Source organism: Paraburkholderia sp. GAS82 (assembly GCF_050436285.1).
GTDB lineage: Bacteria > Pseudomonadota > Gammaproteobacteria > Burkholderiales > Burkholderiaceae > Paraburkholderia > Paraburkholderia phenazinium_B.
Genome location: NZ_JBNDLX010000004.1, coordinates 204,445 through 220,054 on the forward strand (window position 1 = coordinate 204,445; position 15,610 = coordinate 220,054).

The following is a 15,610-nucleotide window of genomic DNA, read 5'->3' on the forward strand; positions in this document are numbered from 1 at the left end:
TGGCTGCCGTACGTCGACGGCCTCAGATATTGCTCAGACGGCGCGCGCCTTCAACCAGCGTCGCATCGTCCTTCGAAAAGCTGAGCCGGATCACGCCGGGGTCGGTGCCATCCGTGTAGAACGCGGACAGCGGAATCGTCGCAACGCGCGCGTCGCGGATCAGGCGCAACACGAAATCGCTATCGCGCTCGTCGGAGAAATGCCGGAAGCGCGCGAGCATGAAGAACGAGCCTTCGCTCGGTAACAGCTCGAAGCGCGAACCCGCGAGCTCGCGCGCAAGCAGGTCGCGCTTTGCCTGATAAAACGCGGACAACCCCAGATAGCTGTCGGCCTGTGCGAGGTGCTCGACGAACGCGAACTGCATCGGCGTGTCAGCCGAGAACACCATGAACTGATGGATCTTGCGGATCTCGTCCATCAATTCGGCAGGCGCGAAGCAGTAGCCGACGCGCCAGCCGGTCACGTGAAACGACTTGCCGAACGACGACACGATAACGCTGCGCTCCGCGAGCTCGCGATGCCGCGCCATGCTCTCGTGGCGCACACCGTCGAACACGATGTGCTCGTAGACCTCGTCGGACAGGATCACGATGTCGGTCTGCCGCGTGAGCCTGGCGAGCTGCTCGATGTCATGGGCCGAGAACACGGTCGCGGTCGGGTTGTGCGGCGTGTTGACGATGATCATCCGCGTGCGCGGCGTGATCGCGGCGGCGACCGCGTCCCAGTCGACGCGGAAGTCCGGCGCCGCGAGCTTGATGGCGACCGGCGTCGCGCCCTGCATCCGCACGATCGGCGCGTAACTGTCGAACGACGGCTCGAAGTAGATCACCTCGTCGCCAGGATGCACGAGCGCGCTGATCGCGGCATACAGCCCCTCGCTCGCACTCGCGATCACGGTGACCTCGGTCTGCGGATCGTAGCGCGTGCCGTACAGTCGCTCGGTCTTGTCGGCGAGCGCTTCGCGCAGCGCCCCGATGCCGGCCATCGGCGCGTACTGGTTGTGTCCGTCGCGCATCGCACGCGCCACGCCTTCGACAAGCGCCGGATCCGGCGCGAAGTTCGGCGCGCCCTGTGACAGGTTGAGCGCGTCGTGCTCGGACGCGAGCTGACCGATCACGGTAAAGATCGTGGTGCCGACGTCGGGCAGCTTCGAACGGGGCGCGCTGGCGCTTCGCATGGGTCCTCCTCGGGGATCGGGTCCGGATGAACGCTTCCGTGCATCCGGGGTGTGCGGAGGAATTTAGCCCGAGCCGATATCAGCGGCCAATCGAAAGTTTGTCATGGCGTCCATGAGCGGATGTCATGCACTCAAAGCTCAAAGCGCCGGTGCAAGACACGGTGCATCGCCTGCTCACTCATTTGCACCGATTGGCGGCGGATAGTGGTCTTCGTCGGCTTGCGATTCGCGGTTCTCGCGATCGACCTGTGCGTCCGGCTGCAGCTGTTTCTTTTGTTGTTTCCGGAATACCCAGGCGGTCAGAATCGGCGTAAGCACGGCAGTCACGATCACCGATGCCGCCACCTGGATGGTTGCAGCCGGCGCGATCGCCGCATAGGAGTGGTCCGCCAGCGCGATCGCCTGCGGCGTGCCGGTTGCATTGCCTGCCGTGCTCGACGCGGCGGCGCCCGCCACGCCGGAGCCGCCCAGCAACCGGTCCGCGAAGATGCAGACGATGCCCGTGACGACGAATACGGCCACGCCCAGCAGGATGCCTGGCACACCTGCCGTAAATACCGCTTTGAGATTGATCCCCTGTCCCAGCGTGAAGGCCATGAACGGCACGATCAGCGGTTCATGCCTGCCAAAGAAATCACGCAGTTCGCTGTCGAGATTGCCAAGAATCGCGCCGGCGAAAATCGGCGCGATAACCGATAGCATGGTCAGCCACGGGATATTGGCGAGGCCGGCGCCGACAAGAACGATCATCGTCACGAACGGACCCGTCTCGATGCTTTGCGCGACATACGTGCCGGAATCTTCCTTGCTGCCAAAGGTGCTTGTCAGCGCGAGGAACATACCGCCATTGGTGTCGTTCATGGCGGCCAGCACCGCGAGCGTGCTGAGTCCCAGAAAATTACCGTGAAAGAAATGCGAAATGGCGAGTGCAATCAGAACCGCGATACCCACCTTCGAAAGCAGAATGCCGAAACCGCGTTTGAGCATGCCGGGGGCCGCTCGCAAGGTCATCTTGGTGCCGACCGTGAACAGATACATCGCAAGGACAGTTGGATATCCCTGATTAGTCAGCGCCTGAGTAAAGCCGCCGATTTTTAAAGCGTTCGGACAGAATGTATTGATCAGCATGCCGATAAACAGCGGAACCACCATTAGCCCGCCCGGCACCTTGTTGATGAACTGGTAAATACGCATGCTTACCGTCTCCTGGGTACACCGCGTTGTCCCTGACTACATGATCGTTATCCGTTGCATTTTGAATTCAATATTTTGAATATATTAGATGAATAAACTGGCGCTGCGGTATCACGTAAACCCTGCGCGTACCGTCAGAATAAGAGCAAAGCGAAGAGCGCGCACCGTACTAATGGCGGTCGCCATGATGCGCAAAGGGGAATGCCGCCGCGATGAGGATCGGGCGGCTCCATGAAGCAGGCGGTGGCGGTGACTTACGCGCGGGAATTTCAAAGTCCCGCGAAATCCGGACTCAGAATTTCTCCCAGTCCGCAGCACTGGTATCCGCCACGATGGCCGTCGGCCTGTCTGCAGCGGCGGCGGGTGACGGCTTTGCCTTCGTTGTACGGGCTGGCGGCGTGCGAACTGCCAACGCAGGCCGGCGTGATGCGCTTTGCGAGGCAATTTGCGGAGCCACGGCTCGCGACACCGTCGAAGTGCCCGTTTCGGCGACCCTGAACACCGCTACTGCGTCGCTAAGTGTGCGAGCCTGTCCAGCCATCGATTGCGCAGCGGCCGACGCTTCTTCGACCAATGCCGCGTTCTGCTGAGTCACCTCGTCCATCTGCGCGACGGCCAGGTTGACCTGATCGATGCCCACGCTCTGCTCGGCCGAAGCCGCCGCAATCTCGTTCATGATCGAACTCACGCGTGCGATCGACTGGACGATCTCGGTAATCGTCGTGCCTGACTGGTCGACCAGTTCCGAACCCGACTGCACCCGGGAGGTCGACTCGGCGATCAATCCTTTGATCTCCTTGGCGGCGCCGGCGCTGCGCTGCGCGAGCGCACGCACCTCGCTCGCGACCACCGCGAAGCCACGTCCCTGCTCGCCCGCGCGGGCGGCTTCCACCGCTGCGTTCAAGGCCAGAATATTGGTCTGAAAGGCGATGCCTTCGATCACCCCGACGATATCGGCGATCTTGTGCGAATCACCGACGATGTTCTGCATCGTGCCCACCACCTGCTGCGTCAGCTCGCCGCCTTTTACGGCCAAGCCGGATGCGCTCTGCGCGAGCTGGCTCGCCTGCCTGGCGTTCTCCGCGGTCTGTTTGACCGTCGAGGTCAGTTCTTCGATGCTCGCAGCCGTTTGCTCGAGCGATGCTGCCTGCTCTTCCGTGCGTTGCGACAGGTCGGCGTTGCCCGCGGCAATTTCGTTCACCCCGACGTTGATCGATTCGGTGCCACCCCGCACGGAGGTGATCGCTGCACGCAGCGAATCCTGCATCTTCTGCAACGCGGCCGTGAGCTTGCTCATCTCGTTGGCGCCCGTGGCGACGATCCGGCCCGTCAGGTCGCCCTCGGCGATACGGTTGAAATACCCGATCGCCGCGTTGACCGGATCGACGATCGCACGCATCAGCATCATGCGGCCGCCCAAGGCGAGCAGCAGTGCGGCCACGAGACCGGCGGCGACCGCCAGGCTGACCATGTGGAAGCGGTTTTCCGCATCCTGGTAGCGACGCGCACCGCGATCGAGTTGCGCATTGATGAGCGCCGCCATCGCCGTCGAATACACGTTGAACAGTTTTGGCATGACGTGCGCCTGAAGTTGCACGAAGGCTTGCGTGTCGCCGGATTTGATCGCGGCGAGAGCCGGCTCCAGGCCCTGATGCAGGAACGCGGCACGCTTGTCCTGCATGTCCTTGACGAGGGCCTGCTCCTCATCGCCATGGCCTGCATGGCTCAAATAGTGCGACAGGTAATCGTTGGAAGCCTGCAGGTAGATACTTAAGCGGCCCAGCACGGCGTCCTGGCCAGCCTGATCCTTCAGCTCGGCAAGCGACGCGTAGGTCGCGAGCGCGAGCCGTGCGTTCAGCAACTTGACGGAATCGCCCTCGAGGTCAGCCACGGCAGGCGTATCGACGGTATACATCTGGCGCAAGGATTCATTGCCATCACGCATTGATAAAAGCCCGACCGCAGCCCCTACCGCCAGCAGGATCCCGAACAACGCGATCATAAGGTTAAGGCTGGCGCGAATCGACAGGTTTTTCAACATGCTTTTTGTCCCCCGGCAGATGTGGTCTCTATCTACTTGTCCTATGTATATCGGGTTGAAATGGCCGAACTTTAATCGAAATGGCCCCACAGCCGATGTTCAATTATTTTTCCTGTTCATATTTTATGAATATCGAATAAAGCTGAACAAACCCAAGCTTCGGCGCCAGGCGCGACTGCCCTCCCGACGCTCAAGTCCGGATCAGCGTCCGATACAGCTCGTTCGCCCGGCTCAGGTGAGCCCGCATCGCTTCGGCGGCCGCGTCACCGTCGTGCTGGGCAATCGCCTCGACGATTCGCTCGTGCTCCGCCAGCGTCAATTCCTCCGCGCCCGGCGCGCGCACCATCGGCTGGTAGTACTCGCCGGCCCAGCGAAACAGCGACTCAACGATCGACGGATAGATCGGATTGCCGCTGATCTGGGCAATCTCCCGGTGAAACGCCATATCCCGCTCGATGAACTCCTCGAGATTGACCATCGAAGCGCGCTGCTGCGCGACCTTCAGTTGCAACCGCTCGATGTCTTCACTGCTGGCGCGCTCGGCCGCCATGCGTGCAGTGCCCGTCTCGAGAAACATCCGCGCGGACTTCAGATGCTCGAGCATGTCCGGTTGCGTGCGCAGCATGTGCATCGCCCCGCCGGCCAGTTGCGCGATCAGACGCTCGGCGGTCGGCACGACGACGCGAGCGCGCTCGCCGTGCACGATTTCCACGATGCCGGAGCGCTCGAGCGTCTGCAGCGCTTCGCGGATCGCCGGTCGACCGACGCCGTAGATCTCCATCAATTCGCGTTCCGATGGAAGATGGGCGCCAGGCGGAATTTCGCCGGAGCGGATCCGCTCCATCAACCGGTCAAGCACCTCCTGGTACAGCTTTCGCCGCTGAATAATCTCGGCCATGTCAAAGTCCGCATGCTATATGGTGTGATGACCTTACCACGGACTGGCCAAGCGTTGGAAGGCGCGTGCGCGGCCCGTCCAGCTCATTGCCGAAGGGCGCCGCCGCGCACTGAGCCGAAAAATCCCGCATCGCCGATCTGACCGCCTTTAAGCACGATTTCGAGGCCATCGCGCTGCGGCAGATCCGACCATACCCGGCACAGCGGCGCGCCCGGCGCGAGTCCGGCAATCACGCCAAGCGCAGTGATGCCGAGCGCGCTGGCTACTTCGCCGGAGCTGTCGCCGCCGGCCACCACTACGCGCGACAACTCGGTACGGTCCAGCAACTGGCGCATCACGTCAGCCAACGCACGGCCCACCTGGCGAGCCGCCGCGTGCCGCGTCAGACCCGCTGACTGCGCGATCGCGTCGAACCCGGTGACGGCGGGATCGTCGGGACCTTCGGCGCTGTGGACGACCACGCTGTCGCCGCGCCTTACCGCCTCGACCGCCGCGCTCACTACGCGTTCGATTTCCGCCTGCGCCGCGTGCTGATCCAGGGCGCCCGGCAGATCGAGCCGCTCCACGCTGAAACCATTCGCGCGCGCCCAGCGGATTTGCCCTGCGGTAACGGGCGAACAGCTACCGCTCACTGCCGCGATAACCGGCACAGGCGGCGCGTCCGGCAGCGACGGCGTCGCGGGCAGCAGGCCGCACGACCGCCACCATGCCGCCAACGCATATTGCAGACCGGACGAGGAGGCGCTGAACACACCCTCCCCGCGCCCCTCCCAGACGAGACGCCCTGCGGCCGCCAGGGTCTCCTCGTCGAGGACGTCGATCAGCACCACCGGCGTATCGCCAGCGGCGAGCGCCGCGAGCCGCGCGTCCACATCCGCGGCGCCACCGCGCAGTTGCAGCACGTCGATCAGTTCGATGCGGCGCGCGGTCTGCCGCGCCAGATGCAGCCGCAAGTCGGCCTCGTTCATCGGCGTGACCGGATGGCGCGACATCGTCGGATGGCGGTCCAGCCGGTAGCCGACACCGTCGACCGCAGCGAACAGGTTGCCGAACATCTGATAGCGCTTGAGCCGAGGTGCGCCGACGATCATCGGCGACCAGCGGCCGCGCATCTGCTGCACGCCGAGGTCGATCGCGCGGCCAATCGAGCCCACCTCGGCGGATGAATCGAAGGTCGAGCAGATCTTGTACTGCAGGATCGGCGCGCCCAACGCGGCAAGACTTGCGAAGGCGGTCGGCAACTGGTCATCCATCCACGCCGGCGCGTGGCCACGCGACGAGCCGGCGAGACCCACGCAGCGCACCTCGGGAAAGCGCGCCAATAACGCTGAAGTCGGTGCTTCGAGGCACAACAAGGTCGGCACGCCGGCCGCCGTGAGCGCCTCCATGGCATCGGTCGAACCGGTGAAATCGTCGCCGTAATACGCAAGCAGCAGACCCTCAGGCCAGCTTGCTGCGGTGGGCGTTGCCGTCACGCCGCTCATTTCCAGAATTCCAGCGCGGCGGCGAGCGACGCATGACGCTCGGCGTGTCGCGCGAGCGGCACCCCTTCGATCGCCGCAACCCATGCTTCGCGCATCGCTTCCACGCCGGCCGCAACCCCGCCCGGATGTCCGAAAATGCCCCCGCCCGCCGCGTGGATCAGATCGGCACAACCGATCGCCCGATACGTCTCGGCGGCCTGCAAGCCGGTCTGCCCCGAGCTGAACACAGGCATCGCCGCCATGGGCGCCTGCGGCATCACCGGTGCAAGTACCGCACGCGCGGCGGCGATCACGCTGTCGTCCGGTTCGCTGAACTTGTTATGCAGACCGTTCACGTGCAAATGGTCAGCTCCGGCCAGGCGCCAGATCATCTGCCAGGGCGCGTAGTCCCAGCCGAGTTCCGCGCAGCGCGACAGATACCCCCAGCCGGCCCGATGCGCGTGGATCGGCAACTGCGCGTGGCGGCGCAACTCGTGCAACCCCACCAGCCCCACCGAGTTGAGCACCGCCATCACGCAGGTGCCGCCCTCGGCCAGCACCAGATCGTGCCGCCGGCGCATCTGGTCGAGGTCGCCTGTCAGATTGAACGCGACCATCACCTTCTTGCCGGTGCGATCCGCATGCTCGTTGACCACACGCATCACCGCGCGCACGCGTTCGTCGAATGGACAATGCGGGCCGTCGGCCTGTAGTTCGTCATCCTTGATAAAGTCGATGCCGCCCGCGACGAGCTCGCGCACCTGCTGCGCGGTCTCTTCAGGCGAGAGCCCGACACTCGGCTTGATGATCGTGCCGATCAGCGGTCCGCGCCCGACGCCGCTCAGCCGTCGCGTGCCCTCGATGCCGAATGCCGGCCCCGGATAGGCACGCGCGAACGAAGGCGGCAACTGCAAACCGGTCAGACGCAGGCCCGACACCTGACGCAATTCGAACAGATTGCCGGCGATCGTCGACATCAGGTTGGGCAGCGACGGCCCCATGTTCTCGACCGGCCAGGACAATTCGAGCGTGCAGCGCGTGTAACGCGGCGACGCCATGCCGCCCGCCAGCGACGGCGCCTGCGCCTCGCCGAGCACCTCCAGCCTTTCCACCCGCGCGCCGGAACGCGCCTTCAGCTCCGGCGTTTCGGTCGCCAGCGCAACGAAGGTGCCGCTCGACTGCTCGCCGGCAATCACCTCCGCTGCGCGGCGCGGATCATCGCCAGTCTCGAGCCAGTAAGTGGCGTGAATGCGTTCGCTCATTGCTTCGATCCTCCGGCCCGTGCCGGCCTGTTACGGAATGACAAAAGGGAAGACAACGCACGCTTGCCGACTCTCAGGTAATGCGCCGGATGCTCTCGGCGATCTCATCGTGGTCGAACACCTGCTTCCAGTCGTCGCGCATGAGGCGCGGCTTGCCGAACTCGATGGCCTTGTTGCATGCATCGGAGAACGCGCCGGGAATCTCGTTGAAGATCACCGCGCTGAGGATGTTCATATGCCCGAGCAGAAAGTCGCGCGCGGCCTGAGCCGGCACGCCGCGCTTGACGGTTTCATCCATCGCCTCGCGCATTACCTGCAGCAAGGTTGCGCAGACCGTCTCTGAGAGGCCCGGCTCGAGCAGCGCCATCTGGTCGACGGTGAGGCGGTAGGAACGCAGGATCGGCGCATAGATCACCTTGGCGATGTCTTCGCCGAGGTCGAAGGCTTCGTCGGGGCCCTGCATCAGCGCGCTGGTGATGGATTGCTTCGCAAACGCGCCGCCGAAGAAATCTCGACGCGCCCGGGTGTCCGGGTCGTCGTTGAAGATCAACGGATGGCACGGGTGGGCCACGAAATAGGTCAGATCCTTGCGATCCGGCAGATGGCCGGCAAACGGCGCGGCGGCATCGAGCGTCATGACCATCGTGCCGGCGCGCAGCTTCGGCGAAATTTCATGACTCAGCTTGCCGATCAGCGTGTCGGGCACGGCAAGGATCACGACATCGGCGCTGTCGAGCGCAGCGTCGACGGATACGCAGTCCACGCCGAGCTCGTCCTTCAGGCGCTTGCGCCCGGCCTCGCCCACTTCGACGTGCGACACACGGTAAGCCGCCGATTTCAACAGATTGCTCGACAGACGAAAGCCCATCTTTCCGCCCGCGCCAAACAACGCGATTTTCTCGTTCATCTTTATTTCTCCTTGAACTCACCAACCTGAAAACAGGACACCTACTTAGCGCTGATGTGCGACACCAGGCCAACGATCAGCATGGATGCGATACGAGCCGGTACTGTCCTTGACGACACCCGTGATGTACGTGGCAACGAAACCGGCCAGGTGCCGACCGCTCGACCGGATCTGTCATTGCGTTTCCCATCACCTGTCTCCGCTTTTGGCGCTATTCGAACTGCACGCAGTCGAAGGGGCCGAGTTCAAACAGCGCGATCTTTCCGCCGATCACACGGACGGTACGTGGCTGCGACGTTAGATTGGCGAGCATGCCTTCGAGGTTGCCCCGTTCATCGCGCACAGCAACGCATGCGAGCTCGCGCGGATGGCTCACATGGCAGATGAGCCGCGTCTTGCCCGCCATTCGCGCCAACGCCTGCGCAACAGGGAAGATGGGGTAACGTCGCGTTTCTTCCGCGGTGCTCGCCAGCCCGCGCGGACCAGTCAACGCGCCGAGCGTGAAGCATTCGAGGCCCGCGCCAGCGAGGGCCGCTGCATAGCCCGCGAGCCAGGCCGCACCGAACTGGGCGTGCTGGCGGGGGTCTTCGCAGGCCATCGCAATGCGTTGCCGGTGCGGATTCGGCATGACACGCGAGCCGTAGGGGTTCTGCCGCATACCGAGCGACACCGGACCAATCGCATAAGCCTGCGCGCCAATCAATGTCCGGCACGAGCGCGTGATGTGCGGTATCGCTTCTAGCGTCTGCATGACGCTGCGATCATCGGCGGCGTGCACGATGGGACAGGTTGCGTGCGTGACCCAGTCGACCAGCGTCAAAGGCGGACGCTTGCGGTTCAACTCGGTGAAGTAGCTGAGCATGCCGCCACCAAGGCGTAGCGCGGGGAACACGCGCCGTGCCGCCAGATACACCTCGTCGAGCGGTGGACAGTACGAGCTTTGACTGCCAGGCGGATTCGACTGCCGGTGTACAGCCGGACTCACCACGATGCCGCCCAGCGTCAGACCAGCCTCGCGAATCTGCGCGGCGATGGTTTCCAGTTCTTGCAGCGGCGCAGCGACGCCGGGCAATGCGCATTCCAGTACCGCTGAAATCGCACAGGCGCGCTGCAGTTGCGCGAAACGCGTCAGTTCGTGCGCGCCATGGCCTGCTAGCGGATCGAAGTGCAAGCTCAGTTGCTGCGGTCCAAGCTGTGCGAGCAAATCGAGGTTGGCAAGCGCGTTGTCAACCTCATCGGGCGCGATCGCGATACCTAACGCCGGCATCGATTCACTGCCTGCGGCTAGTTCGATCACGCTGGCCTCGTCTACACCCTCTCCCTCCTCTGGCCTGGCGGTGACAGAAGCTGCAACGCCTGATCCAACCCTTGTCACGCGAAGCTCGACCGCCTGTTCGTTGCGCGTTCCCGCCTCGATCACGTACGGCCAAGGCAATTCGAGCGGACGTGAGTAAGTCTTGAACGACGCGTCCGACCAGTTCCGCTGGTCCTCCATCTCGAACGTGTCGCCCGTCAGCGCGACACGTATCGAGAGGCCGCATGCGAGCCGATGTTCGATCGCACCGATATCCTTGAACGGCTGCCACGGGTCGATCAGCTCCGGAAACGTCGAATCCTCCACGGAGCCGTCGTTATGCTCGACACGCGCTGGTGCGCCGGCGACACCGTCGATCGGATGCAGCACGCAAAAGCCGCAACGTGCGGTCAGAAAATCGCTGGCCGCCGTGCTCGTCGCACGATACGACAACGTGCCGGAGGCATCGCACTGAATCGTGGCGTCATAGGCAATGCGCTGCCCATCCGGGTTGGCGCACAACGCCGTGTAAGACACGCGAAATGCATTGGCATCCTGATCGATTTTCATGCCGCTCGTTTGCGGCGTACTGGTACCCCAGTCCTTGTCACGCACAACGTAGGCAATCGAACGGATCACTTCGATGCCGCCGAAGCGGATATCGCGCAAAGCGCCATCCACCAGCAGGGCCGACCATGGACCCGCCCTCAGCAGGCGTTCTTCGGGCTGCGGCTGTGCGGTGCCGTAGAGAAACCCGGCGAGTGTGGCTGCGCCGTTCATCAGTGCACCACGCCCGCAGCAGACCCGGGCGAGAGTCCGGTTATTCCGTCATCCGCTGCCGTTCGGCGCGTCTCGTCCAGCGTTTCCAGCGCAATTGCGCGGCCGCTTTTGGCGGAATCGTAGGTCGCCTCGACGAGCTGCAGCGTCTTCAGATTGTCGCGCCCAGAAGTGGCTGGCTCGACTCCGTGACGCAGGCACTCCACCCAATGCGCCTGAATTTTGGCAACGCTGTCCTGAATCGCCTCCCACGGCGCGGCCGACCAGCTATAGTGTTGCGGCAGCGCGGTTTCGTGCTGCGTCCCGTCGCGCGCGTGAATCTCGATACGGTAATCGGCGAACAGACGCAACGTGCCTTCGGCGCCATCAATCTCGAGCAGCGTCTGCGGAAACCGTTCCTGCGGCAGACGCGACGCGTAGCTGCAATCCACCACGCTCGTGACACCGGAGGCGTGACTGAGCAGGATCGTCGCCACGTCTTCGCCGGCAATCTGCGGATTCACACGCGTCGTGGTCGCACTAAGCCGCACGGCATCGCCAAACAAAAAGCGCGCGATGTCTAGCGCGTGAATGCCGAGATCTTCGACAATGAAGCGCTCGTTCTGGGCCAGATACGGCTGGCCGCTAAACACGTCGAACGCGGAGCGAAACGATACGCGTCCCCAGAAAGGCTTGCCGATCCGCCCCTCGCGCAGCGCATGACCCGCCGCCTGGATGGCCGACTGCCAGCGGAAATTTTCATGCACCATCAGCGGCACGCCGGCACGCTCGCACGCCGACACCATCGCCACGCCGTCGGACAGGCTGAGAGCAAACGGTTTCTGGCAAATCGCAGCCACGCCCGCAGCGGCAGCCAGTTCGACAAGCGCGCGATGGCTCGCAGCCGTGGTCGCGATATCGACGAAGTCCAGACGCTCGCCGCGCAACATCTCTGCCGCATCGGTGTAGAGGCGCTCGACGCCGAACTCGCGGCCGGCTGTCTGCAGGCGCCCGGCATCCGCGTCGCACAGCGCGACGATCTCAGCGCCTTCGATCTCTTGCCAGGCATGCAAATGGTTACGCGCAAAGAAGCCACATCCGATCAGCGCGCCTCTTATCGTCGCGCGGTTGTGCTGCTCCTCTGGTGTTTTCGCTTCGCTCATTCTCAGGCCCCCGTCGCAGCCTGCTTTTGCAGCGCGAAGCGTTGCTGGACACGCCGCTGGATCTGATCGACCACGACCGCCGCGACGATCACCACACCCTTGATAACGGTCTGCCAGAACGCGCTGACGCCCATCATCACGAGGCCGTCCGAAAGAATGCCGATCACGAATGCGCCGACAATCGTGCCGCCTATCTTGCCGCGCCCACCCGACATCGACGTGCCGCCCAGCACCGCCGCGGCGATTGCGTTCAGTTCGAAGGTTTCGCCGCTCATTGGATGGGATGCGACCAGCTCGGACGAGATGATCAGACCGACAATGGCCGCGCAAAAGCCGGAAAACATATACACCGTCATCTTGACGCGGTTGACGCGCACGCCCGAGAGCTGCGCGGCTCGCTCGTTGCTGCCGATCGCGTAGATCTGCCGGCCCAACGGCGTGCGGGCTGCCACATACGCGGCGAACAGGCCGATCAGCACCAGCAGCCAGACAGTGCCTGGCACGCCGAATAATGTCGCGCTACCGAGCAGAGGAAAGCCGGTCGTCCCGTAGTCCGGATTGCCGGTCAGATTCGGGAAGGTCTCGCCCCCCGAAGACAACAACGCAGCGCCACGCGCAATGTAGAGCGTGCCGAGTGTGGCGATGAACGGTGCCACGTTAAGCCGCGTAATCAGAACCCCGTTCAATGCGCCGATCAGCACGCCCGCAGCCAGTGCGACCAGGATCACCACCGGCACGCTGAGGTAAAGCGTGTATTCGCCCAGCGGTATGCCGTGCAGGATCAGGCCGCCTGCGACCATTCCCGAGAGTCCGACGATAGAGCCGACCGACAGGTCGATCCCGCCCGCGACGATCACGAAGGTCATGCCGATCGCGAGAAATGCGTTCAGCGCGACGTGCCGCGACATGATCAGCAGGTTTTCGATACTCAGAAAGTTATGCGCGGCGAACGAGAAGAAGATCAGGATCGCAAACAATGCGATAAAGGTTCGCAGTTTCAGCAGGAGCAGTAAGGGCGCTTCGCCGATGCTCGAAGCAGGCACTGCGCTTTTGATGGCAACCGTCATATGAGGGGTCTCCAGTGTATTGATCGCAGATCAGGCGAACGGGCCGTCTCGCTCACGCTGCGGCGAGCCGGTCGGGGCCGTCGTGTCCGCCGTGTCCGGGCTGAGCTTCAGTGCCGTGCCCGGTCCGATGCCCCACTGCCGAGGCCGCCACGAGCGCGTTATCGGATGCTTCGGCCGCATCGAATTCGGCGGTGATCCTGCCGTTCGACATCACGAGAATCCGGTCGGATAGCGCCTTCACTTCTTCCAGATCGGACGTGACGAAGAGGATGCCAAGGCCTTTGACGGCGAGATCGCGCATGACCTTGAAGATGTCCGCCTTCGCGCCGATGTCGATTCCGCGGCTCGGCTCGTCCATCAGCAATACCTTCGGCGAGGTCATCAGCGCACGGGCTATCACGACCTTCTGCTGGTTGCCTCCCGATAGCGAGCTGACCGGCAGCCGCCAGTCCGCCACCTTGATCGCGAGATCGCGGATATAGCTGAGGATCGACGCGCGCTCCTGCTGTGTGCGGATATCGAAGCCGCGCGCAAACGCCACCAGATTCGACAGCGTCATGTTGCTGCCAACCGAGAGGATAGGCAGCAACGCATCGGCCTTGCGGTCTTCCGGTATCAACGCGAGGCCATCGGCCACACGTCGCGCGATGGGCTTGCCGGCCAGCGATCGACCCGCCAGCACGATCTCGCCACCTGCATGCGGGTGACAGCCGAGGATGCACTCGAACAGCTCCGAGCGTCCCGCGCCCATCAGGCCGTAGATGCCGACAATTTCGCCCGCATGCAACGTCAACGAAACGTGATCGACCAGAAAGCCGCCACCCTTGCGCGGCAACGAGACGTCGCGCACGCTCAGCACCTCGGCGCCACGCTCATGTCCAATGGGCCGCGAGAAATCCTTGGTGTCGCGGCCCACCATCATGCGCACGATCCAGGGCACGTCGACCTGCGCCATCGGTTGATGACCGGTGATGCGCCCATCGCGCAGCACGGTGATGTAATCGCCGATGCGGATCAGCTCCTCCAGCCGGTGCGAAATATAGACAATCGAAACGCCCTGCGACTTCAGGTCGGCAATCACCTGAAACAGCACCTCGACTTCAGCCGCGCTCAGCGCCGAGGTCGGTTCGTCGAGAATCAGAATGCGCGCATCGTGTGCGAGCGCCTTGGCGATTTCCACCAGTTGCTGCTGGCCAATGCGCAAGTCCTCCACCAGTGTGTCCGGGCTTACGTCGAGTTCGAGCCGTTTGAGCAGTTCACGCACTTTCGCCCGTTGCGCGTCGGCATCGATATCGACGCCGGCGCGGGTGATTTCATGGGCGATAAAGACATTCTCGGCAATCGTCAGGTTCGGAAACAGGTTGAGTTCCTGGTACACGATACCGATGCCGCGCCGCAGCGCCTCGGCACTGCTTTCGAGTTCCACCGGCACACCGTCGAGCAGCAGGCGTCCCGTGCTCGGCTGTTCCGCGCCGGCGATGATCTTCATCATCGTCGACTTGCCGGCGCCGTTCTCGCCCACCAGCACATTCACCGCGCCGCGCCGTACCGCGAAATTCACGTCCTTGAGCGCGATCGTGCCGGGATACACCTTCGTCACACCCTCGACGCTCAGGATCACGTCGCCGCGGCCGTCGTCATTGCCGTTGGCTCTGTCGTTGTTGCCTGGCGGATTCATGGCTTGTCCCCGAGCGCGATGGCGACCGGCACGACTTCCGGCTGGTCGCTGGTGCCGTCGAAAGAGAACGTGCCGGTTACCGTGATCTGCTTGCCCTGCAGACCCTGGCGCGGCAGCGGCGTCATCACATGCGTCACGGCGTAGGCGTTCAGCGCAGTGCCGAAGCGGGCGTAATCGATCTGGTTCTTGAAGTCGGAAAACGACACGAAATCGAGCGAGTCGCGCAACGCCGTACCGAGCAGCGTCGGACCGATATCGACGATGACGTCGGCCTTGCCGCTGCCGCTCGTGTCCACGCCTATCGTCCCTTCGCTCGAGGACGTATCGACCGAGACGATCTTGCCATGCAGCGTGGTGGGGAAATTCCACGGCGCGCCGTCGTCCTTGCCGCGATAGCCGTACTTCTTGCCCGCGGCGTCAGCATCGGCGCTCACGGCATCGCGCAGCGTGCCGTATGCGGTGGCGCGCTTTTCGATGTCCGGTACGATCTTCGTTGCCCACATCGACGCGACCGCCGTGTTGGGGTCATACGCCGAAGCGTAGGGATCCGATGATCCCTGAGCACTCCCAGGTTCGTTCTTGACCAGCTTGCAGCCTTGCAATCCTGCGGTCGCGGCCACGACGAGCACCGCGCAAAGCAGACCTCTCATGAAGGACCTCCCGGTGGGCCGAACGATCGGCATCGGCCGGGGCGGTATGCCCCGGCTGCG

General features: G+C 63.5%; 12 protein-coding genes. All 12 read right to left on the reverse strand.

Annotated elements, in window-relative coordinates:
• Positions 1-22: 22 nt before the first annotated feature.
• Complete coding sequence (locus tag P3T17_RS14410) at positions 23-1,177, reverse strand: pyridoxal phosphate-dependent aminotransferase (RefSeq protein WP_429407415.1); 1,155 nt, start codon at positions 1,175-1,177, stop codon at positions 23-25.
• 174 nt (positions 1,178-1,351) lie between these two features.
• Entirely contained in the window at positions 1,352-2,371 is a 1,020-nt protein-coding gene (locus P3T17_RS14415) for a 2-keto-3-deoxygluconate permease (protein ID WP_429407416.1), read from the reverse strand.
• Positions 2,372-2,663: 292 nt separating this feature from the next.
• The gene (locus P3T17_RS14420) at positions 2,664-4,412 is read right to left on the reverse strand and encodes a methyl-accepting chemotaxis protein (protein ID WP_429407418.1); all 1,749 of its coding nucleotides are present in this window, start codon (positions 4,410-4,412) and stop codon (positions 2,664-2,666) included.
• A gap of 190 nt (positions 4,413-4,602) precedes the next feature.
• Complete coding sequence (locus P3T17_RS14425; RefSeq protein ID WP_429407420.1) at positions 4,603-5,310, reverse strand: transcriptional regulator NanR; 708 nt, start codon at positions 5,308-5,310, stop codon at positions 4,603-4,605.
• A gap of 83 nt (positions 5,311-5,393) precedes the next feature.
• On the reverse strand, positions 5,394-6,794 hold the full coding sequence (gene oiaK, locus P3T17_RS14430) for a 3-oxo-isoapionate kinase OiaK (protein WP_429407422.1): 1,401 nt from the start codon (positions 6,792-6,794) through the stop codon (positions 5,394-5,396).
• The gene (locus P3T17_RS14435) at positions 6,791-8,035 is read right to left on the reverse strand and encodes a ribulose-bisphosphate carboxylase large subunit family protein (RefSeq protein ID WP_429407424.1); all 1,245 of its coding nucleotides are present in this window, start codon (positions 8,033-8,035) and stop codon (positions 6,791-6,793) included. Before P3T17_RS14435 ends, oiaK begins: the two co-directional genes overlap by 4 nt.
• A 73-nt stretch (positions 8,036-8,108) precedes the next feature.
• Positions 8,109-8,942, reverse strand: coding sequence for a phosphogluconate dehydrogenase C-terminal domain-containing protein (locus tag P3T17_RS14440; RefSeq protein WP_429407426.1), 834 nt, complete (start codon positions 8,940-8,942; stop codon positions 8,109-8,111).
• A 211-nt stretch (positions 8,943-9,153) separates the two neighbouring features.
• Positions 9,154-11,016, reverse strand: coding sequence for a D-apionate lactonase (gene apnL, locus P3T17_RS14445; RefSeq protein ID WP_429407428.1), 1,863 nt, complete (start codon positions 11,014-11,016; stop codon positions 9,154-9,156).
• Positions 11,016-12,155, reverse strand: a complete 1,140-nt coding sequence (locus tag P3T17_RS14450) for a Gfo/Idh/MocA family protein (protein WP_429407429.1) — start codon at positions 12,153-12,155, stop codon at positions 11,016-11,018. The genes apnL and P3T17_RS14450 overlap by 1 nt, the downstream gene beginning before the upstream one ends.
• Before the next feature lie 2 nt (positions 12,156-12,157).
• Entirely contained in the window at positions 12,158-13,222 is a 1,065-nt protein-coding gene (locus P3T17_RS14455; protein ID WP_429407431.1) for an ABC transporter permease, read from the reverse strand.
• A gap of 52 nt (positions 13,223-13,274) precedes the next feature.
• On the reverse strand, positions 13,275-14,900 hold the full coding sequence (locus P3T17_RS14460) for a sugar ABC transporter ATP-binding protein (protein ID WP_429407432.1): 1,626 nt from the start codon (positions 14,898-14,900) through the stop codon (positions 13,275-13,277).
• Positions 14,897-15,550, reverse strand: a complete 654-nt coding sequence (locus P3T17_RS14465) for a DUF2291 family protein (RefSeq protein WP_429407434.1) — start codon at positions 15,548-15,550, stop codon at positions 14,897-14,899. Before P3T17_RS14465 ends, P3T17_RS14460 begins: the two co-directional genes overlap by 4 nt.
• Positions 15,551-15,610 lie beyond the last annotated feature (60 nt).

Bases quoted from the DNA above. Each gene is read 5' to 3' on its own strand.
- P3T17_RS14450 (WP_429407429.1), bottom strand. From the start codon at position 12,155: ATGAGCGAAGCGAAAACACCAGAGGAGCAGCACAACCGCGCGACGATA.
- P3T17_RS14460 (WP_429407432.1), bottom strand. From the start codon at position 14,900: ATGAATCCGCCAGGCAACAACGACAGAGCCAACGGCAATGACGACGGC.
- P3T17_RS14420 (WP_429407418.1), bottom strand. From the start codon at position 4,412: ATGTTGAAAAACCTGTCGATTCGCGCCAGCCTTAACCTTATGATCGCG.
- P3T17_RS14410 (WP_429407415.1), bottom strand. From the start codon at position 1,177: ATGCGAAGCGCCAGCGCGCCCCGTTCGAAGCTGCCCGACGTCGGCACC.
- P3T17_RS14455 (WP_429407431.1), bottom strand. From the start codon at position 13,222: ATGACGGTTGCCATCAAAAGCGCAGTGCCTGCTTCGAGCATCGGCGAA.
- oiaK (WP_429407422.1), bottom strand. From the start codon at position 6,794: ATGAGCGGCGTGACGGCAACGCCCACCGCAGCAAGCTGGCCTGAGGGT.
- P3T17_RS14465 (WP_429407434.1), bottom strand. From the start codon at position 15,550: ATGAGAGGTCTGCTTTGCGCGGTGCTCGTCGTGGCCGCGACCGCAGGA.
- P3T17_RS14415 (WP_429407416.1), bottom strand. From the start codon at position 2,371: ATGCGTATTTACCAGTTCATCAACAAGGTGCCGGGCGGGCTAATGGTG.
- P3T17_RS14435 (WP_429407424.1), bottom strand. From the start codon at position 8,035: ATGAGCGAACGCATTCACGCCACTTACTGGCTCGAGACTGGCGATGAT.
- P3T17_RS14440 (WP_429407426.1), bottom strand. From the start codon at position 8,942: ATGAACGAGAAAATCGCGTTGTTTGGCGCGGGCGGAAAGATGGGCTTT.
- apnL (WP_429407428.1), bottom strand. From the start codon at position 11,016: ATGAACGGCGCAGCCACACTCGCCGGGTTTCTCTACGGCACCGCACAG.
- P3T17_RS14425 (WP_429407420.1), bottom strand. From the start codon at position 5,310: ATGGCCGAGATTATTCAGCGGCGAAAGCTGTACCAGGAGGTGCTTGAC.